Source organism: Bacillus sp. jun7 (assembly GCF_051034795.1).
Classification (GTDB): domain Bacteria; phylum Bacillota; class Bacilli; order Bacillales; family Bacillaceae; genus Bacillus; species Bacillus velezensis.
The window spans coordinates 2323862-2342642 of the sequence record NZ_CP093219.1; the positions used below are offsets into that span (position 1 = coordinate 2323862).

Annotated in this window: 22 protein-coding genes; 1 reads left to right on the forward strand and 21 read right to left on the reverse strand. The window is 44.4% G+C overall.

What is annotated here, in order from left to right; translation table 11 throughout:
- Positions 1–62 precede the first annotated feature (62 nt).
- The 15 genes from MJQ52_RS11230 to metG form a co-directional block, all read right to left on the reverse strand.
- Positions 63–671 carry a 50S ribosomal protein L25/general stress protein Ctc gene (locus MJQ52_RS11230; protein ID WP_308826602.1) on the reverse strand — a complete coding sequence of 203 codons (609 nt, stop codon included), beginning with the start codon at positions 669–671 and terminating at the stop codon, positions 63–65.
- An 84-nt stretch (positions 672–755) separates the two neighbouring features.
- On the reverse strand, positions 756–1709 hold the full coding sequence (locus MJQ52_RS11235) for a ribose-phosphate diphosphokinase (RefSeq protein ID WP_004264656.1): 954 nt from the start codon (positions 1707–1709) through the stop codon (positions 756–758).
- Between the two features lie 21 nt (positions 1710–1730).
- Entirely contained in the window at positions 1731–3101 is a 1371-nt protein-coding gene (gene glmU, locus MJQ52_RS11240) for a bifunctional UDP-N-acetylglucosamine diphosphorylase/glucosamine-1-phosphate N-acetyltransferase GlmU (protein ID WP_004264658.1), read from the reverse strand.
- Between the two features lie 191 nt (positions 3102–3292).
- Entirely contained in the window at positions 3293–3586 is a 294-nt protein-coding gene (gene spoVG / locus MJQ52_RS11245) for a septation regulator SpoVG (protein ID WP_004264660.1), read from the reverse strand.
- Between the two features lie 195 nt (positions 3587–3781).
- Entirely contained in the window at positions 3782–4162 is a 381-nt protein-coding gene (ridA, locus tag MJQ52_RS11250) for a 2-iminobutanoate/2-iminopropanoate deaminase (RefSeq protein ID WP_004264663.1), read from the reverse strand.
- A complete protein-coding gene (gene purR, locus MJQ52_RS11255; RefSeq protein WP_004264666.1) occupies positions 4159–5016 on the reverse strand; it encodes a pur operon repressor in 858 nt (285 codons plus the stop codon). Before purR ends, ridA begins: the two co-directional genes overlap by 4 nt.
- Before the next feature lie 55 nt (positions 5017–5071).
- Entirely contained in the window at positions 5072–5941 is an 870-nt protein-coding gene (gene ispE, locus MJQ52_RS11260) for a 4-(cytidine 5'-diphospho)-2-C-methyl-D-erythritol kinase (RefSeq protein ID WP_004264668.1), read from the reverse strand.
- Positions 5942–6083: 142 nt separating this feature from the next.
- A complete protein-coding gene (locus tag MJQ52_RS11265; protein WP_011996172.1) occupies positions 6084–6272 on the reverse strand; it encodes a small, acid-soluble spore protein, alpha/beta type in 189 nt (62 codons plus the stop codon).
- A gap of 162 nt (positions 6273–6434) precedes the next feature.
- The gene (gene veg / locus MJQ52_RS11270; protein ID WP_003218330.1) at positions 6435–6695 is read right to left on the reverse strand and encodes a biofilm formation stimulator Veg; all 261 of its coding nucleotides are present in this window, start codon (positions 6693–6695) and stop codon (positions 6435–6437) included.
- A gap of 211 nt (positions 6696–6906) precedes the next feature.
- Positions 6907–7782 (reverse strand): sporulation peptidase YabG, encoded by an 876-nt coding sequence (yabG, locus tag MJQ52_RS11275; RefSeq protein ID WP_094247306.1) that lies wholly within the window; start codon positions 7780–7782, stop codon positions 6907–6909.
- 172 nt (positions 7783–7954) lie between these two features.
- Positions 7955–8836 (reverse strand): 16S rRNA (adenine(1518)-N(6)/adenine(1519)-N(6))-dimethyltransferase RsmA, encoded by an 882-nt coding sequence (rsmA, locus tag MJQ52_RS11280; RefSeq protein WP_038456675.1) that lies wholly within the window; start codon positions 8834–8836, stop codon positions 7955–7957.
- On the reverse strand, positions 8826–9389 hold the full coding sequence (gene rnmV / locus MJQ52_RS11285) for a ribonuclease M5 (RefSeq protein WP_004264696.1): 564 nt from the start codon (positions 9387–9389) through the stop codon (positions 8826–8828). Before rnmV ends, rsmA begins: the two co-directional genes overlap by 11 nt.
- Positions 9390–9523: 134 nt before the next feature.
- Positions 9524–10849 (reverse strand): G5 and 3D domain-containing protein, encoded by a 1326-nt coding sequence (locus MJQ52_RS11290; protein ID WP_094247906.1) that lies wholly within the window; start codon positions 10847–10849, stop codon positions 9524–9526.
- Positions 10850–10983: 134 nt separating this feature from the next.
- Positions 10984–11751, reverse strand: a complete 768-nt coding sequence (locus MJQ52_RS11295) for a TatD family hydrolase (RefSeq protein WP_032868379.1) — start codon at positions 11749–11751, stop codon at positions 10984–10986.
- A gap of 75 nt (positions 11752–11826) precedes the next feature.
- Positions 11827–13818: a methionine--tRNA ligase gene (gene metG, locus MJQ52_RS11300; RefSeq protein WP_025854082.1), complete on the reverse strand. Its 1992-nt coding sequence runs from the start codon at positions 13816–13818 to the stop codon at positions 11827–11829.
- Between the two features lie 482 nt (positions 13819–14300).
- Here metG and abrB point away from each other — a divergent pair, with 482 nt between their 5' ends.
- Positions 14301–14591, forward strand: a complete 291-nt coding sequence (abrB, locus tag MJQ52_RS11305; protein WP_169510469.1) for a transition state genes transcriptional regulator AbrB — start codon at positions 14301–14303, stop codon at positions 14589–14591.
- 50 nt (positions 14592–14641) lie between these two features.
- On the opposite strand, the gene rsmI is transcribed toward abrB, so the two are convergent.
- The 6 genes from rsmI to holB are packed head-to-tail and all read right to left on the reverse strand — an operon-like array spanning position 14642 to position 18781.
- Positions 14642–15523, reverse strand: a complete 882-nt coding sequence (rsmI, locus tag MJQ52_RS11310; RefSeq protein ID WP_094247307.1) for a 16S rRNA (cytidine(1402)-2'-O)-methyltransferase — start codon at positions 15521–15523, stop codon at positions 14642–14644.
- Complete coding sequence (locus tag MJQ52_RS11315) at positions 15498–15797, reverse strand: GIY-YIG nuclease family protein (RefSeq protein WP_007409921.1); 300 nt, start codon at positions 15795–15797, stop codon at positions 15498–15500. Before MJQ52_RS11315 ends, rsmI begins: the two co-directional genes overlap by 26 nt.
- Complete coding sequence (locus MJQ52_RS11320) at positions 15784–16527, reverse strand: tRNA1(Val) (adenine(37)-N6)-methyltransferase (RefSeq protein WP_004264717.1); 744 nt, start codon at positions 16525–16527, stop codon at positions 15784–15786. The genes MJQ52_RS11315 and MJQ52_RS11320 overlap by 14 nt, the downstream gene beginning before the upstream one ends.
- 60 nt (positions 16528–16587) lie before the next feature.
- Positions 16588–16947, reverse strand: a complete 360-nt coding sequence (gene yabA, locus MJQ52_RS11325; RefSeq protein WP_004264720.1) for a replication initiation-control protein YabA — start codon at positions 16945–16947, stop codon at positions 16588–16590.
- Between the two features lie 14 nt (positions 16948–16961).
- A complete protein-coding gene (gene ricT / locus MJQ52_RS11330; protein WP_004264723.1) occupies positions 16962–17789 on the reverse strand; it encodes a competence/sporulation regulator complex protein RicT in 828 nt (275 codons plus the stop codon).
- Positions 17790–17791: 2 nt separating this feature from the next.
- Entirely contained in the window at positions 17792–18781 is a 990-nt protein-coding gene (gene holB, locus MJQ52_RS11335; RefSeq protein ID WP_094247308.1) for a DNA polymerase III subunit delta', read from the reverse strand.

The following is an 18781-nucleotide window of genomic DNA, read 5'->3' on the forward strand; positions in this document are numbered from 1 at the left end:
CTGTAATTCTTCTCATTCTAGCACAAAAGACGTAACCTCGGGCGGGTTACGTCTTAAAGCGCTTATTGATTTTCTCCTTCGGGCTCTTCCTCAGGAGACGGTTCTGCATCTTCTTCGAATGCTTCCTGCTTAGGAGGAAGGATGGAAGCCACGACTTCTTCCGGGTCGTTTGTAAATGTATAATTGCCGTCAGCAGTCAGATCTGCGATGGTCAGCACATCATTCATTTCAAGCCCGGAAATATCAACATTGATTGTCTGAGGGATGTCCTTCGGCTTAGCCTTGATCGAAAGCTCATGCAGCGGCTGCTGGATGACGCCTCCGTCTTTGACTCCCTTCGCCTCTCCCGTCAGCTGAATCGGCACCTCGGCCTCCAGCTCCTCACTCATATTCACGACTTGAAAATCGGCGTGCGTCAATTCGTTTTTGAGCGGGTCTGTCTGAAGATCAGTCACCATAACCGATTGCTGATTTCCGTTGACATCAATTGTGATAATCGTGTTTTTTCCTTCGTCCCGCAATGTTTTAAGCAATTCGACACTGTCTAAAGAGACAGGCGTATTCGTTGTTTCTTTACCGTATATAATCCCTGGAACATGTCCTGAATGACGGATTTTCCGAAGCGTCGAACGTTTAAAATCTGTTCTTTCATTTGCTTTTAAAGTTGCCATATTCAGCACCATCCTAATTATCGTTTTATCGTCCTATTAGAACAATACCCACAATAACTGGGATTTAAACCTTAAAGTTTCGGTTTAGCTGAATAAATAGCTGACAGATTGTTTCTCGTGAACGCGGATAATCGCTTCAGCCAGAAGCGGTCCGACAGAAAGCTGCTTAAAGCGGTCGATTTTTTTCTCATCAGGAAGCTTAATGCTGTTCGTTACGACAAGCTCCTTGATTTTAGAGTTATTGATCCGCTCAACGGCAGGGCCTGACAGTACAGGGTGCGTACAGCATGCATACACTTCTGCAGCTCCGTTTTCAACCAGCGCGTTAGCGGCAAGTGTGATTGTGCCGGCCGTATCAATAATATCATCGATCAGAATCGCTGTTTTACCTTCCACGTTACCGACGATATTCATCACTTCTACCTCATTCGGTCTAGGACGGCGTTTGTCGATAATCGCGATCGGCGCTTTCAGACGGTCCGCAAGTTTGCGGGCGCGCGTCACACCGCCGTGGTCAGGAGAAACAATGACGATATCTTTCAAGTCTTTACCTTCAAAGTAATGGCCTAAAATCGGAACACCCATTAAGTGGTCAATCGGAATATCAAAGAAACCTTGAATTTGCGGCGCGTGTAAATCAAGCGCGATCACGCGTGTCGCACCCGCTGTTTCAAGCAGGTTTGCAAAAAGTTTTGCCGTAATCGGTTCACGTGATCTTGCTTTTCTGTCCTGGCGCGCATAACCGTAGTACGGAATGACAATGTTGATTGTTTTCGCGGAAGCGCGCTTTAAAGCGTCAACCATAATCAGCAATTCCATAATGTGCTCATTAACCGGCGCACTTGTAGACTGAATGATATAGCAATCACAGCCGCGAATACTTTCTTCTATGTTGATCTGGACCTCTCCGTCACTGAATCTTGTAACAGAGCACTTTCCTAATTGAACCCCTACATTATCCGCGATTTCTTTTGCAAGTTCTGGATTTGAATTCAAAGAAAAAATCTTTAAATTCTTATCTCCGTATTCGTTAGACATGGTAAACCTCCGATTTTAGGATTATTTTTTATGAATGTTTTTCACATAATCTTCTTTATTTACTTGTCTTGCTCTGGCAATGGCAAGCGCTTCGCCCGGCACATCTTCAGTTACGGTTGAACCCGCAGCGACGTACGCGCCTTCTCCCACTGTGACAGGAGCGACCAGATTGGAGTTGCAGCCAATAAAGGCGCCGTCTTCAATTTTGGTTAAATACTTTTTCTTCCCATCATAATTGACCGTGATGGAGCCGCAGCCCAGATTCACATCCGTGCCCACTTCGGCATCACCGATATAGCTTAAATGAGATGCTTTGCTTCGGTCGCCGAATTGTGTTTTCTTGATTTCAACAAAGTTTCCGATCTTCACTTCATTGCCGATTGCGGAATCGGGTCTGATGTGAGCAAAAGGACCGATATTTACATCATTCCCAACTTTGCTGCGATTGACAACGGATTGTTTAATCACAGTGCGGCTGCCGATTGAACTGTCCTCTATCTCAGTGTGAGGGCCGATGACACATTCATCGCCGATTTCAGCTTGTCCCTTTAACACAGTTCCGGGATAAATAACTGTATCTTGTCCGATGCGCGCGTCAGGTGAGATGTACGTATTCATCGGATCGATTAAAGTGACTCCGTTCTGCATATGCCGTTTGTTAATTCGCTCTTTCATATACATTTCAGCCTGAGAAAGAGCGACTCTATCATTCACTCCGAGCGTCTCTTGGAAGTTACCAGTCTGGTAAGCGGCAACAGTTTCGCCTTCGTCTTTGAGGATTTCGATCACATCCGGCAGATAATACTCGCCTTGGGCATTTTCATTCGAAACCTGTTCGATGACACGAAAAAGAGCCTCGTTATCAAAACAGTACGTTCCCGTGTTGATTTCTTTCACAAGACGTTCTTGCTCCGAAGCATCCTTGTGCTCCACGATTTTTTGAACGGCGCCGTCTTCACTGCGGATGATTCTTCCGTATCCGGCGGGATCGTCGGCAACAGCCGTTAACACCGTGGCTTTTGCACCTTTGTCTGTATGTTCATTCAGCATGGCTTCCATCGTCTCCGCTGTCAGAAGCGGTGTATCGCCGCAAATAACGATCGTGACACCCTTTTCTCCGTGAAGAAATGGTTTTGCCTGCTTGACCGCATGAGCCGTACCGAGCTGTTCTGCTTGGAGAGCGTAATCGCTTTTCTGTCCGAGCTGCTTCTTCACATCTTCGGCGCCGTGTCCTACGATGGTGACAAGCTTCGCTAAAGATAATTTCAGAGCTTCGTCTGCGACGTGCTCTACCATAGGCTTTCCGCATACCGGATGAAGGACCTTATAAAGCTTCGATTTCATTCTCGTTCCTTTTCCGGCAGCTAAAATCACTGCAAACCGCTTATCCATTTAATGGCCTCCAATATCCCTTTTATCCATAGAAAAATATATCCTAAATAGCTGTTGATTTCAAGAAGACATCAAAAAGTGCAAGAATTTTCTATGTAATCGCTTTATTACTGAAAAATCAGATTTAAAAAAGGACTGCCGGAAAAGGCCTTGTGTCAGCCTTTATCAGCAGTCCTTACATTTTGTTATGTTTAAGAAGCCCCGGCTTCTTCATATTCTAATGCTTCAGAATCACCCAAACGATGATACTCATTTAAAACAGCATCCTGGATCTTGCCCCGCGTGCTGGAATTAATAGGATGAGCAATATCGCGGAATTCTCCATCAGGGGTGCGTTTACTCGGCATCGCAACGAAAAGACCATTGTTTCCATCAATCACACGAATATCATGTACGACAAATTCGTGATCCAGCGTGATGGATGCAATCGCTCTCATGCGACCATCGGTATTCACGCGGCGTAATCTTACGTCAGTAACTTCCACAGTAGTTCACCACCTTTTCCCTATATAAAAGCATTAGTCTAACAATTCCACGATTCTTTTTAAATTCCTGCACGTTTCAAAAAGTTTTTTTGAAAATATAGGATATACATACACAATTAGGTGATAAACCATATTTGGGGATCATATACTGCATAAAAAAAGTGATCCCGGAGACCGGAACCACTTTTCTGAGATTTAAGATTTCACCAGCGCAATGACTTCAATTTCCACGAGAGCGTCTTTCGGCAGTCTCGCCACTTCCACACAAGACCTTGCCGGCTTATGTACATCAAAGTATTGTCCGTACACTTCATTCACTTCCGCAAACTGCTCCATATCAGCAATAAATACCGTTGCTTTGACAACCGTCTCGAGAGAAGCGCCCGCTTCTTTCAGCACAGCTTTTAAATTGCTGAACACCTGATGCGTTTGTTCTGTGATATCACCGTTTACCATTTCTCCTTCAGCAGTAAGAGGAATCTGGCCTGAGCTGTAGAACATGTTGTTTACGATGATTCCCTGTGAATATGGCCCGATCGCTGCCGGCGCGTGTTTCGTATGGATTGCTTTTGTCATTTTTCTGTCTCCCCATTCTTTAAATGCTGTTCTTTAAAAAATCGCAGAAAATTGCCGTTTTGAATCTCAATCGTTTTGTCTTTCATATTGATGGTTGAAAGCGTGAGCAGTGACATGTATTCATCGACAAGCCGTTCATTCACTCCCTCGGCTTCAACCAAGACGCCTATTCCCGCGACGTTTGCATTAAACTCATCAAGCAGGCTGATCATGCCGTTAATGGTGCCGCCGGCTTTCATAAAGTCGTCAATAATCAAAACGTTCGAACCCGTAGCCAAACTTCTTTTCGCAAGCGACATTGTTTGAATGCGGTTAGACGATCCTGATACATAATTGATGCTCACCGTGGAGCCTTCAGTCACTTTATTGTCCTTTCGCACGATGACAACCGGAACGTTCAGATAACTGGCCGCTGCGTAAGCAAGAGGGATTCCTTTTGTCGCAACGGTCATCACCACATCAATCTCCCGCTCCGCAAAAACGGAAGCAAAAAGCCTGCCTACATGAGAGAGGACAGATGGTTTTCCTAAGATATCCGTTAAATATACATAACCGCCCGGAAGGATACGCTCAGGATTTACTAAAGACTGTCCCAGCTCCTGTATAAACGCTTCTGCTTCAGCCTGTTTCACTTTCGGAATGTATTTGACGCCTCCGGCAGCTCCCGGCACTGTAAGCAGCGTCCCAATGCCTTGCTGTTCAAAGGTCTGTTTAATAATCGTTAAATCTTCACTGATTGATGACTTTGCTGATTGATACCGTTCTGAGAAAAACGTTAACGGTATTAATTCATGCGGATGGGTTAACAAATAATTTGTTAAGTCCACCAATCTGCCGCTGCGACGAAACTTCATGAACTTACCCCCAAAATCCGAATAATTTAAAAATAATATAACTTAACATACGGATTTAATCAAGAGCATTCTGTTCGCCGATCATCCGCACCGCGTACACTTGATCACAGAAACCTCTTAACCCGTTATAAATCCGCTGCACCTTAGATTCGTATTGAACCAAACCGAATACAGTCGGTCCGCTTCCGCTCATTAACACCGCATCAGCGCCGAAGCGTTTCATTTGATTTTTAATCATCGCCACCTCGGGATGGAGGCTGAGCGTAACCGACTCCAATACGTTCCCTAATTGTCCGCATACCTTTTGGAAGCTTTTTTCTTCAATCGCGTCAATCATCGCCTGCACATCAGGATGCCGAACCTGCTGTAAGTTCAGCCGGCGGTACACTTCGGCAGTCGATACCCCGATCGTCGGTTTGGCGAGCATGACCCAGCAATGAGGCGGAGCACTGATGTGCCTGATCTTCTCACCGCGTCCGGTTGCCAGGGCAGTGCCTCCGTATACACAGAAGGACACGTCTGAACCGATTTCAGCTCCAAGCTCTGCAAGCTCTTCGACAGAAAGCTTTAAATCCCAAAGCCTGTTCAGCCCTCTGAGCGTGGCTGCCGCATCGCTGCTTCCGCCGGCAAGCCCTGCCGCTACAGGGATCACCTTTGTAATCATAATCGAAACGCCTTTTTTAACTTGAAACCGTTCTTTAAGCAGTTTGGCTGCCTGATAAGCCAGATTCCTTTGATCATCCGGAACAAAGCGATTATGCGACGCCACTCTGATAACGTTTTCGGGCAGTTCTGTCAGTTCAATCCGATCTGCCAAATCAATTGTCGTCATGATCATCTCCACTTCGTGATAACCATCCGGGCGTTTACTCGTCACATCGAGGGACAGATTGATTTTGGCCGGCGCTTTTTCTAAAATACGCATAGCTTTCACCTACTTCTCCATCTAAACATAAGTATGAACATTGTATCACATTTGGAGACCCGGAGGTACTTATCCGAAATTGACGCCGGTTTCGACAGCCGATAGAAAAAACCGGGGAACGGATTGTCCCCCGGGCCACTGCTTATCGGTTATTTTGGTTCTGAGCCGCCATCTGCTGTTCGGCAATCTCGATCGCACGCTTTACCATATTCCCGGCGTCACGCGCCCGAATGCCTCCCCAGCCCTCGTTTTTCACCGTATCGTAAAAACCAAGGTCCTTCGCCAGCTCATATTTGAACTCATCTGACATAACTCCACGACGTCTGCCCAAACGAAACAACCCCTTTTATAGAATTGATCACCATTCGTGCACGCCACGATAAAACATGTGACACCTATAGCTTCCGTTTAATCGGCTGAAACTTTCGAGGGAATAATTAGAAGAGCTTTAGAAGGCAAAACAAAAAGCAGTAAACAAAAGGTTCACTGCCCATTAAAATGCTACTGAGCTTGCCGCATCGTCATTGAATGTCAATTCAACAGTCTCAGTCAGAATATCAGCATAACTGTATGAAACTCTTTCAAACGAATTCTCGTCTTGATCTAGTTGTATCACAAAAACAGAAGGGTACGTCTCAGCTAAAATGCCCGAACGCTCAATCGTTTTTCGGCGGCCGCCGTTTGCTTTTAACGTAAGCCGTTTACCTAAATTCCCATCAAGCGATCTTTTTATATCGGACAACGTCTTCGCCATTGCATCCACCTCACTACATTTATTGTACAACAAGAGCCCAATTTTGTCAAACAAAATTTAAATTATATCAACGTTAATAAGTCATTGTCAACAAAATTATTTTGACAAAATTCTATTGATTTCTGCGTTATTTTTCACAAGTTCCGGAAATTTATGTATCAATATGTAAAATAATTAACCCGCATAGCGAAATATATGCGGGTTTTATCACTCATCCATTTGATTTATACGGCATACCGACACGCAGCACACCCTTCGTTTCAATTCCTCCCAGCCCTTTCTCTCTCGTCAGCGTATTTCTCAGGACATCCCATACATTGATCCGCTCCATAAACGGAGTGAAGCTGATTTTCGCGACAATATATACCGGGTCAAGCGCATGAATATTGACTCGTGACGGCGAACTTGCGAAATTCGCGCCCGCTCTGATTAAAGACTCGAAATGAGATTGGCAGGCCCCCGCGAATATGACCAGCTGATCCAAATGAGGGACTTTACGCCTCGCTCTCTGAACGGTTTCGACAAAGTGTTTGGAATGCCTGTAGGCGCTTAAATCGTTCACGTCTCCCTTATGCTTGGAATATGCATCATGGCCGGTGATGACTAAAATATCCGGCCTGTATTTATCAAGCAGCTCGTCAATTGACGCCGGCATTTTTTTCTCATGGCAATGAATTCCGTATACCGGCACACCGATTTTTTTATAAAAGTTCAGGCACTTTTTCAAATAGGCCTCATCGCCGTCCAGATGCAATACCTTTCCGGGCATATGAAAGTAGTGCTCCTGATGCTGATATTGATTTGTCGCATAATATTCCTGTTTTTCCCGAAGCAGCTTATAATCCTGGCGGAGCAGCTCGAGAGATTCATTCATCCTGCTTTCATCTCTTTTCTTTCTCATGGCCTGTTCGTCTTTTCTGACAGGCTCCAAATCAGAAAAATCAGCATCCGCAATCAATCTGACTTCGTCACCATGCAGGATGGCAATTGAATTTCCGTTGCTTGTTTGCTCTATACCGATAATGCGAAATAAAACATCCATTTGATAGGATTTCCTGGCTACCATATCTCCTATTTGAAATTGCACGTTACCCACTCCACAAATAGACTAAGCCTCATCATGAAAGAAGTCTTGGCAAATGCACCTCTTTCCGCTGCGGCGCTTGATGTTTCAAGCTTTTCTTGCAGTTGAATGAATAAGGTTCTCCTCTAGCCTATGTAGCGGCAGTCCAAGTGGTGACGCAAAACAAAAAGCCCTCTTAGAAAAGGGCTTTATGCAATCCGTTGGACAAGAGCGCAAATTCTTCTATGGACAGGGATTCACCGCGCCGCTTTCCATCAATATTCGTTTCTTGAAGAACTTCTTCAATTTGAGCTTTTTTCTCTTTTCCGTCCGGAAGATTGTTCACAAGGTTGTTCAGCAAGGTTTTCCGGCGTTGTGCGAAGCTTGCTTTAATCAGCTGGAAGAAAAACGGTTCATTATCGACGTCAACCGCCGGGCCGTCACGAAGCAAGAGACGGATGACGGCGGAATCGACATTAGGCTGAGGTACAAACACCGTTTTCGGGACGGTCATGACGGTTTTGGCCTCCGTATAGAACTGAACCGCAATGGAAAGCGATCCGTACTCCTTAGAGGAAGGATCAGCGGCCATCCGCTCAGCGACCTCTTTTTGCAGCATTACGACAATTCCTTTTAACGGAAGATGTTCTTCCAAAAGCTTCATGATGATCGGCGTCGTCACATAATATGGGAGATTCGCCGTCACCATAATTTCATCACAATCCTGAAACTGCTCTTCAATGACGGATTTGACGTCTGCTTTCAGCACATCTTGATGAATAATCGTTACATTGTCATACGGAGACAGCGTATCATTGAGAATGGGCAGCAGACGCTGATCAATTTCAAACGCGACGACCTTTTTCGCCCGTTTGGCAAGCTGCTCTGTCAGCGCGCCGATTCCGGGCCCGATTTCAATGACTCCGGTCCGATCCGTAATTTCCGCATGGTCCACAATTCTGTCCAATATATTTGTATCAATTAAGAAATTCTGTCCCAGACTCTTTTTAAAAGAGAAACCGTACTTTTTCAGAATTTCCTTCGTTCTGATAGGTGTCGCGATATCTTTATTGTTCATCCTGTTCCTCCTGCCTCATAGCATCGAGCGCATCAATAAAATCACTTCTTTTGATTTGAAACATTTGCAGCCGTTTTTGAAGCTGCTTGCCGTTTGTATAGCCGATCTTCAGCAGGTCGCCCAATCGTTCGCGGCGTCTTTTGGCAGCCGGTCCGCCGATCAGACCGGCCTGTATGACATCTTCAGCTGAAATCTCACTCGGCTTTGCCTCCATCTCTTCATGCACATTTTCCAGACATGCTCTGATGCTTTCAATGGATGCGTGCTCAACGCCAATGCCGCGCTTGTTTTTCGGTTTGGCAAGATGTTTGGGCAGAAATGCGTGTTTACAGCCGGGTACTGCTTCAGAAATGGTTTTCCGGATCTTCTCCCCCGGAAAATCCGGGTCCGTCAGCACGATGACCCCTCTCGTTTCCTGCGCCAGCCGAATCTGCCTGATGACTTCGTCTCCGATTGCGGAACCGTTTGTCTCGATCGTATCCGCATCAACGGCAAGTTTTATGCGCGCAGTGTCATCGCGTCCCTCGACTACAATAATTTCTTTAATTTTCATTACTTCCTCCAAAAAAACTTTTTATATCCAAAACGAAACCTTTGCTTACATGTCACGTCTAATATACTGAAAATACACTTTACCTATTATAACGAAAAAAACAGAGGGCGCAAAACCCTCTGAGTGAATCGGAATTAATTTAAGATTTTTATTTTGACTTGTTTCTTTCCCCAGCGGTAAGCTGAAGATTTTTCAGGGAAAAAGACATCAATCCGTCTTCCTTTAATGGCTGAGCCTGTATCAGCGGCCACGGCATCCCCGTATCCGTCTACGTGGACTCTTGTGCCGAGTGGGATGACGCTTGGGTCTACCGCAATGACTTTGGCATTCGGATTGCTTGTCAGGTTAACGCCTGTAGCCGTTTGGCCGGAACAGCCGCTGCAGCTTGCGGTATAAGCCGTGGAAGACACGGTAATCACTTTACCGGAAGATCCGTTTTCGCCCGAAGATGCCTTCACAGGTGCACTGAGCTGCTCAATCTTGGGACTGTGCCGCTTTGTGCCGACCGCAATGATCTGATCTTTGCTTTTTTCAGATGTTTCTTCTTTGACAAGCTTTCTTGATACTTCTTTTCCATTTTCTTTGACAACATGAAAATGCTTTTTAAGTTTGCCTTCTTTTCCTTTTTGAACGATCTTTTCTTTCCCGCTGTCGAGAGACGCATCTTCTTTTTCTTTCACTTGATACGCTATTTTTTCCTCAACTACATCGGTGACTTTTTCGATACGAGTGATTTGTATGCCGGCCTGATTTTTTGTGAGCTTTTCGTGTAATGCCGGTTTTACTTTATCTTCGTCTTTCATGTCCATCTTATGCTGCGTTAAAAAGTCAGCGACCGTAGTCGAAGTCGTCCATATTTTCTTTTTCTTTCCCGCATCATTTACAGTGACCTGAAAAGCCGGGTCGACCGTGACTTTCATGCCGTTTGTCACTTTCGTATCTGCTGCTGGATCTATTTTATCGTGCTGATTCACAGGTGTATGCTGTTCGTTCAGAAATGCGCCGACTGTTTTTGCCGTTGACCATAAAGTCTTTTCTTCTCCGCCTCTTGTCACACGGATCTGCTTTGCAGCATCATACACGACATTCATGTTGTCTGCCAATGCTGTCTGCTTAGACGGGGTAATCCGGTCTTCATTTCTCGTCTCTATATGTAAATCTTCCAGAAGTTCCCCAACCGTTTTTGCATGAGTGCGTATTTGCTTTTTCTTGCCGTTGATGGAAACAGAAACTGATTGTTTTGAGAGCTCATGTGCCCCGTATGCAGTCCCGGTTCCGCCCAGCAGAATAATAGCTGCAATAAGAATAACCTTGCTTTTACCAAGCTTTACGGAAAACAGTTTTTTCATTTTTTGTGTGATGAAAAACGCCTCCTTCTCCTCGGAGAGATTATATAGAGTATCTAAAATGCTGTCAACCCTCCCATCTCGAAGATGAAAAACCTTCAGCGTATCCCTCATTATGCAAAAACAAAGCAAAAAAAGGAAGAGAGACATATCGACAACCTATCTTATGAGGAGAAGGAAGCTTGTAGAACCGTTATACATATCCACTGAATCGGACAAGCTTTTACACGTTATGACAGCGCATTCTGTCAGTTCATGCGGAAAAGTCTTTTTGCGTTTTCGGTTGTAATTGAGGCAATTTCTTCATATGTCAGCCCTTTTAATTCAGCGAGCTGTTCAGCAACATATTTTACGTAGCTTGGCTCATTTCGTTTGCCGCGGAAAGGATGCGGTGTCAGGAAAGGACAGTCCGTTTCAATCAGCAAACGGTCATTCGGAATTTCCTTTGCTACTTCTTTTGGTTTCTTCGCGTTTTTGAAGGTAACCGGTCCGCCGAATGAAATATAGAAATTCATATCCATACACTGCCGCGCAACCTCCGCGCTCCCTGTAAAGCAGTGCATAATGCCGCCGACTTCTTCCGCTCCCTCTTCTTTCAAAATTGTGACAACATCTTCCGTTGCATCACGATTATGAATGATAATTGGAAGGTTCACTTCTTTGGCGAGAGCGATTTGTTTCCGAAATACTTCTTTCTGAATGTCTTTTGGTGATTTATCCCAGTGGTAATCAAGGCCCATCTCTCCGATTGCCACGACTTTTTCGTGAGAGGACAGTTCCTTAATCCATGATAAATCTTCCTCTGTCATGTCAATTGCGTCTACCGGATGCCAGCCGATCGCAGCGTATATAAAGTCATATTCCTCAATCAGCTCCATCGCACGCGTGATAGTGGGTTTGTCGAATCCGACAACGACAATTCGTTCAACTTTTTCAGCCTTTGCACGCGCAATGACTTCCTCTAAGTCTGTGTCAAATTGCTCGGCATTTAAGTGCGCATGTGTATCAAAAAGCATCATAAAAACTCCTTTCTTGTTGAAAAACAAAAGGTGTTCGACGGAATGTTACACGTGAAACACCTTTTGCCCCTATTATTTAATTCGAGTGCCTTTCGGTAATGACTGGTCGACAGCTACAACTTTGAGAACGCCGTCCGATTCTCCTGCCAGTATCATTCCTTGAGAAAGCTCGCCTCTCAGTTTTACCGGTTTTAAATTCGTTACACAAATGATCTTCATTCCCACAAGCTGATCCGGTGTGTAATGCTTCGCGATACCTGATACAACTTGGCGCTGTTCAAAGCCCAGATCAATTTGCAATTTCAGCAGCCGATCTGCTTTTTTCACCGGCTCTGCGGACAAGACTTCTGCGACGCGAAGTTCTGTATCCATAAATTGATCAAACGTAATTTCAGGAAGACGCTCTGCTTCTTGCGGCTCTTCCGCCTTTTCTTCTTTAGCAGGAGCAGTTCCTTGCATTTTTTGCTTGATATAAGCTACTTCTTCTTCAGCTTCAAGACGAGGGAAAAGCGGTTCCCCTTTTTTCACTTTCGCGTTCTTCAATTGGCCGAATGTCTGAATGCTGTCCCATGCTTTAAGAGACTGATCCTCAACTCCGAGCTGGGCAAACATTTTTTCAGGCGTCTGCGTCAAGAAAGGCTGGAGCAATACGGCCGTAATACGCAATGATTCAGCTAAATGATACATGACAGAACGTAATTCTTTTTCTTTTTCCTGATCTTTAGCAAGCACCCACGGAGCAGTTTCATCAATATATTTGTTCGTACGGCTGATTAATTGCCATAGCGTTGATAAAGCGACTGAAAACTCCATGTTTTCCATTGCCTTTTCATAAGCTTTAACCGTTTCACCGGCTACAGAAGAAAGCTCTGAATCAAAATCGGTCACATTTCCTTCATATGAACCAATTTCGCCGTCAAAATATTTTTGGATCATTGCGACTGTACGATTCAGAAGGTTTCCTAAGTCGTTCGCCAAGTCATAATTAATCCGTTCTACGAAACCTTCCGGCGTAAAGACACCGTCTGAACCGAACGGTACTTCGCGAAGCAGGTAATAACGAAGTTCATCCAAGCCGTAGCGTTCAATTAACGTTACCGGATCAACGACATTTCCTTTTGATTTCGACATTTTTCCGTCTTTCATCAATAACCAGCCATGCGCGAATACTTGCTTAGGCAGCGGGAGATCAAGAGCCATCAGCATAATCGGCCAGTAAATGGTATGAAAACGGACAATTTCTTTACCGACAAGGTGGACGTCAGCCGGCCAGTACTTTTTGTAAAGCTCATCATTTTCCGTATCGTAACCGAGCGCTGTAATATAGTTGAACAGTGCGTCAATCCATACATATACGACATGCTTCGGATTTCCCGGCACTTTTACGCCCCAGTCGAACGTCGTTCTGGAAACGGCCAAATCTTCAAGCCCCGGTTTAATGAAGTTGTTAATCATTTCATTTTTGCGTGATTCAGGCTGGATGAAAGAAGGATTGTCCTCATAAAACTTCAGCAGGCGGTCTGCATATTTGCTCATGCGGAAGAAGTATGACTCCTCTTTGATTAATTCGACCGGGTGGCCGCTGTCAGGGCTTTTTCCGCCGACAACCTCACCCTTCTCATTTCGTTCCACATCCACCAGCTGTGTTTCCGTATAGAATGTTTCATCAGGGATGCTGTACCAGCCCTCATACTCATCCAGGTAAATGTCACCATTATCAAGAAGTTTTTGAAACACTTTCTCGATAATTTCTTTGTGCCGGCTTTCCGTCGTCCGGATGAAATCATCGTGAGAAATGTCGAGCTGCTTCCATAGCTTTTGGATTTCAGCAACTGCGCGATCCACATAAGCTTGAGGCGTGATATTCTCTTCCTCCGCTTTCTGCTGGATTTTCTGTCCGTGCTCATCCGTTCCGGTTAAGTAGCGTACGTCAAATCCTTTTAATCTTTTGTAACGCGCCATCGCATCGCCGGCCACGGTAGTATAAGCATGGCCGATATGTAATTTTCCGCTCGGATAATATATCGGGGTCGTAATATAAAAAGTATTATTGTCTTGCGGCATGTTGCAACCTCCCATTCAGAATGTCGAAAAGCTCACGCCCAAAGGACGAGAGCGGTTTTATTTGATATACAATATTGATATTTGTCCTCTATCTATGATACCATCTTAGCCTTTAAGATCAAGGATATATACGTACTGCGCGTAAAAGAGTAAATAAAATTAAAAATTTTTATTGAAATTAAAAAAAGTCTTAACATGTCGAAATTTGTCGTATATAATCTACTAATATAAAACATCTTGGTTCGAAAGTCTTGATTTAAAAGGATTTTCAGTAGGATAATAGGTTCGAAAAAGCAGTCAAAAAGCCTGTTATTTCAGGATTTCCAAGGCTTTACTTACTATAAGAACTAATTCTTACAAACAATAGCAAACAAAAAGATTGACGATTATTGGAAACCTTGTTATGCTAGGAATGTAAGGAATTTTGTCGAATAATGACGAAGAAAAATATAAACTACAAATAATTATCTCTCGGGAGGAGACTGTTAATGAAATCTACTGGTATCGTACGTAAAGTTGATGAACTCGGACGCGTCGTTATCCCTATCGAACTTCGCCGTACACTGGGCATCGCAGAAAAAGACGCTCTTGAAATTTATGTTGATGATGAAAAAATCATCCTTAAAAAATATAAACCAAACATGACTTGCCAAGTAACTGGTGAAGTTTCTGATGATAACCTTAAACTTGCCGGCGGCAAATTGGTACTCAGCAAAGAAGGCGCTGAGCAAATCATCTCTGAAATTCAAAACCAGCTTCAAAACCAAAAATAAGCTATTTCATACAAAAACCGTTCTTGTTACGACACAAGAACGGTTTTTTTTTATGATTGAATGTGATAAGCGTCATAAATCTCGCGTTTCGGTACGTCCCGATCTACCGCTGTTTGTTTTATGGCCTGTTTGGAAGAAGATCCTTCATTTATGTAATGCTCCACATGTTCTTTCTCAGAAAGCTCCGCCCACCAAGGCTTTTCCTCTTCATCCGGTTCAGCGCCTTGATTGCCTTCGACAACGAGACAAAACTCACCGCGGATTTGATCTTCATTTGCCCATTCAAGCACCTCGGCGATGGTTCCTCTGATGAATTCCTCATACTTTTTCGTTAATTCCCTCGTGACGGCGATGGTTCGATTCCCCAAAACGTCATGCATTGCTGTTAATGTTTCTTTTAATCTGTGCGGCGCTTCGTAAAATATCATCGTTTCCTGCCGTTTTTTCAGGAGTTCGAGTTCTTTCTTCTTTTCTTTTTTCTGTCTGTTTAAGAATCCGTAGAAGAAAAACGGCTGCGGGGTGATCCCTGATGCGGTCAGCGCGGTTAATGCCGCATTTGCACCCGGAAGCGGAACGACATATCCGCCGATTTGGGTGAAATCTCTCACAATCTCAGCCCCCGGGTCGGAAATTGTCGGCATACCGGCATCACTGACCAATGCCACATTCTTTCCGCTTTTCAGCCATTCAATGATTTTATGGCCGCTGCTTTCTTTATTATGTTCATGATAGCTGATGAGAGATGTTTCTATGTCATAAACATGGCACAGCTTTTTCGTCTGTCTCGTATCTTCGGCAGCTATGACATCGGCCGATTTCAGCGTCTCTACTGCACGAAAGGTCATGTCCTCCAAATTGCCGATCGGTGTAGGAACAAGGTACAGAGTTCCCATTTCAGATTTTCCGTTAAAACTCATCTGGCGTCTTAACATATACAGCCTCCTTGCTGCGTCGTTTTTCTTCTATATATTGCTCTTTTTTCTTTCGGGTCAGCTGTTTAAAACGGTATTCCGCCTGCATCGCTTCCCGTTTTGTTTCAAATGATTCCGCATGGCATAACGAAACCGGCCTTCTCGCCCTTGTATATTTCGCGCCCTTTCCCTCATTGTGGGTTTTCAGCCGTTTTTGCAGATCATTTGTATAACCGGCATACAGACTGTTGTCATTGCACAGCAGCACATAAAAGAAATGGCTATTTGTCTCCATATAAAATCGTGCGGATCTCTTTCGTATATTCATTTTGTTCATTGTATACAAAGAGCGGGGGAAGAATTTTGAGATCAGGGCGGCCGCCTTTAATTCCTTCAACCAAAATGGTATTCGCTTCTTTACCTTGTTTCGGATAAATAAACTGAACCCGTTTCGGTTCTATTCGGTATGCTTTCATTAATTCAAAGATTTCCAGAAGCCTCCCCGGCCGATGAACGAGAGCCGCTTTTCCGCCTTGCTTCAGCAGTTTGCTGCTGACGGAAATCACATCTTCAAGCGTGCAAAGGATTTCGTGCCTTGCGATTCTGAGATGCTCGTTCAGGTTCTGCTCCGCCTCTTTCGGTGTTTTAAAATAAGGCGGATTGCAGGTGACAACATCATATTTATTATGTCCGAGTCTTTCCGGCATATTTTTCAGATCATCATGAATGAGACTGATCTGACCGCCCAGCCCGTTGTATTCCACGCTTCGGAGCGCCATATCATACAAGCGTTCCTGAATTTCAACCCCGGTGATATCGGCTTTTGACCTTGTGCTGAGCAAAAGCGGCACAATGCCGTTCCCCGTGCATAAATCAACGATGTTCCCCTTTTGAATCGGAACGTATGCAAACTTAGACAGCAGCACGGCATCTAATGAAAAAGCGAAAACCGTCGGACTCTGTACTATTTTCATATCCTCTGCTAATAAGTAATCCAATCTTTCATCATCACGTAATGAAACCATAATCTTATTCCTTTCGGCACTCTTTGAAAAAGGCTTCCGACATCAGCGGAAGCCTTTTCCTTATTTTTTATTTAAGAAGGACAGACAAAAAAGGCAATCTCCCTTGCGGACGCTCCCATAATGGACGTTGCAAATATGAAAGCCTTCTTGATACAGCCGGGCCAGATTGTCGTACCCTTCTCCTATATCACTCTGCTCTGCCTTCTGTGTTTTTGTTTCTTTCTGATCGGCTTTGAATTTCTCAATTTGCTCCGTCGTGTCATCAAGCCGCTTACGCAAATGCTTATTTTCAAGCTGAAGATGATGATTCTCTTCAATCATTTCGCCGATATGCTGCTTTAAGTCACCCAGCTGACGGTACAGCGAACCGATTTGTTCCTCCAGGTTTATGACAGTATCAAATAACTCTTTTTTATCCAAGGTTCCACACCTCGTTAATCTGTGGTTTGTGCGGATACGACGCCCTCTTCCAAGAGCTCTTCCCAAGTATATTCTATCACTTTTTCACGATTCTTCAGTTCCACCTGAAGCACCCGTTCCAGAATATTAAGACCGACAACCTTTGCGGGGCCGTTTGCCGTCGTAATCATTTCGCCTAAATCCGGCAGCTGTTCTTTTGCCGTCTCATACTCATCATTTTCGTACTTCAAACAGCACATCAAACGGCCGCACAGACCGGAAATCTTCGTTGGGTTCAACGATAAATTTTGATCCTTCGCCATTTTGATGGACACCGGTTCAAAATCACCGAGGAACGTGGAGCAGCAAAGCATTCTCCCGCATGGTCCGATACCGCCGAGCATTTTCGCCTCGTCCCTTACCCCGATTTGGCGCAATTCGATTCTCGTTTTAAAGATAGAAGCCAAGTCTTTGACCAATTCCCTGAAATCAACCCGTCCGTCTGCCGTAAAGTAAAAAATGACTTTATTGCGGTCAAACGTAAATTCAACATCAACCAGCTTCATATCTAAGCCGTGGTCAGCCACTTTTTTCTGACAGACTTCAAAAGCGGACAGGGCCTCCTGTTTGTTTTCTTCTACAATGAGAAGATCGCGTTCATCAGCAACGCGAATGACCTTTCGAAGCGGAAGCACAACATCATGCTCGTCCACTTGTTTATTTGCGATGACAACCTGCCCGTATTCGACACCTCTTACGGTTTCAACAATGACGCAGCTGTCTTGTTCTATATCAAATCCGTTCGGATCAAAATAATAAATTTTCCCCGCTTTTTTAAAGCGGACGCCTATTACGTTGTACAAGCTTATCCCTCCTGCAACGTTAACACCAAGTGCTCCATTAATCCCTGCACATTCACATTGGAATGAAGCCGTTTTTTTGCTTCTAAAACAGCGAGAATTTGGTTCGTAACGCTTTGTTGTGTAAATTGCAGCGCATGCTGTTTTATTGATTGGAATAAGTCTTGATAAATCAGTTTATCTTCATTTCCAATTTGGATGGATAATACATCACGGTATATCAATAAGAGCATATCAAGACCCATTTCTTGATGGGTTTTTTCTTTGAAAAAGGGCACCCACTGATCCTGAATGAAGAAAAAGGCATGTCCTTTCCGCTGATGTAAGACTTCATACAATTTTATCACTTTCGCTCTGGACTCTGCAAACTCATCATTTCGACTTAATTCGACTGCTTCTGCAATATTATTTGTCATATTTGCTAAGAGCCGGGCCATGTGAGGGCTCACTTCCTGTTCAATCAGTCTTTCTTCTATGGCTTTCGGCTGAAGCGGCTGGAACGGAAGAACCTGACATCTCGAAACGATGGTATCCAGTATTCGGTGGAGCTGCTCAGTAAGCAGAATTGCGATGGTGTCTTGACTCGGCTCCTCTAAAAACTTCAGCAGACTGTTTGCCGCATTTGTCGTCATTTGATCCGCATGGGATATAATGTACAGCTTTTTATGCGATTCCAGTCCTGTTTTAGAAAACTCTTCCTGAAGCGATTGGATCTGAGCCTTTTTAATGGATAATCCGTCGGGCTGAACCACATGCAGGTCGGGATGGTTTCCGGATTCGATACGCTTACAGTTCCGGCACTCCCCGCAAGGCTCAGTCCCGCCTTCAAGGCAAAAAAAGCTTTTTGCGAGAAGCAGTGCGGCATCCAATTTGCCCGTACCTTTTTTGCCTTCAAACAGATATGCGTGAGAAAGCCTTTTCTTTTCAATGCTGTTATGCAAAAGCCGCATCACTCTGGGCTGCTGCCCGGTCATTTCCTTCCATGATATTGCCAT

Excerpts from the sequence above, each read along its gene's own strand:
- ispE (WP_004264668.1), bottom strand. The coding sequence starts at position 5,941 with ATGCGTATTTTAGAAAAAGCGCCGGCCAAAATCAATCTGTCCCTCGAT.
- rsmA (WP_038456675.1), bottom strand. The coding sequence starts at position 8,836 with ATGAACAATAAAGATATCGCGACACCTATCAGAACGAAGGAAATTCTG.
- purR (WP_004264666.1), bottom strand. The coding sequence starts at position 5,016 with ATGAAGTTTCGTCGCAGCGGCAGATTGGTGGACTTAACAAATTATTTG.
- MJQ52_RS11290 (WP_094247906.1), bottom strand. The coding sequence starts at position 10,849 with ATGAGGGATACGCTGAAGGTTTTTCATCTTCGAGATGGGAGGGTTGAC.
- MJQ52_RS11315 (WP_007409921.1), bottom strand. The coding sequence starts at position 15,797 with ATGGAGACAAATAGCCATTTCTTTTATGTGCTGCTGTGCAATGACAAC.
- metG (WP_025854082.1), bottom strand. The coding sequence starts at position 13,818 with ATGCCGCAAGACAATAATACTTTTTATATTACGACCCCGATATATTAT.
- veg (WP_003218330.1), bottom strand. The coding sequence starts at position 6,695 with ATGGCGAAGACGTTGTCCGATATAAAAAGATCGCTTGATGGGAATTTA.
- holB (WP_094247308.1), bottom strand. The coding sequence starts at position 18,781 with ATGGCAATATCATGGAAGGAAATGACCGGGCAGCAGCCCAGAGTGATG.
- glmU (WP_004264658.1), bottom strand. The coding sequence starts at position 3,101 with ATGGATAAGCGGTTTGCAGTGATTTTAGCTGCCGGAAAAGGAACGAGA.
- ridA (WP_004264663.1), bottom strand. The coding sequence starts at position 4,162 with ATGACAAAAGCAATCCATACGAAACACGCGCCGGCAGCGATCGGGCCA.
- MJQ52_RS11230 (WP_308826602.1), bottom strand. The coding sequence starts at position 671 with ATGGCAACTTTAAAAGCAAATGAAAGAACAGATTTTAAACGTTCGACG.
- MJQ52_RS11295 (WP_032868379.1), bottom strand. The coding sequence starts at position 11,751 with ATGCTTTTTGATACACATGCGCACTTAAATGCCGAGCAATTTGACACA.
- rnmV (WP_004264696.1), bottom strand. The coding sequence starts at position 9,389 with ATGAAAATTAAAGAAATTATTGTAGTCGAGGGACGCGATGACACTGCG.
- rsmI (WP_094247307.1), bottom strand. The coding sequence starts at position 15,523 with ATGTTAAGACGCCAGATGAGTTTTAACGGAAAATCTGAAATGGGAACT.
- MJQ52_RS11320 (WP_004264717.1), bottom strand. The coding sequence starts at position 16,527 with ATGGTTTCATTACGTGATGATGAAAGATTGGATTACTTATTAGCAGAG.
- MJQ52_RS11235 (WP_004264656.1), bottom strand. The coding sequence starts at position 1,709 with ATGTCTAACGAATACGGAGATAAGAATTTAAAGATTTTTTCTTTGAAT.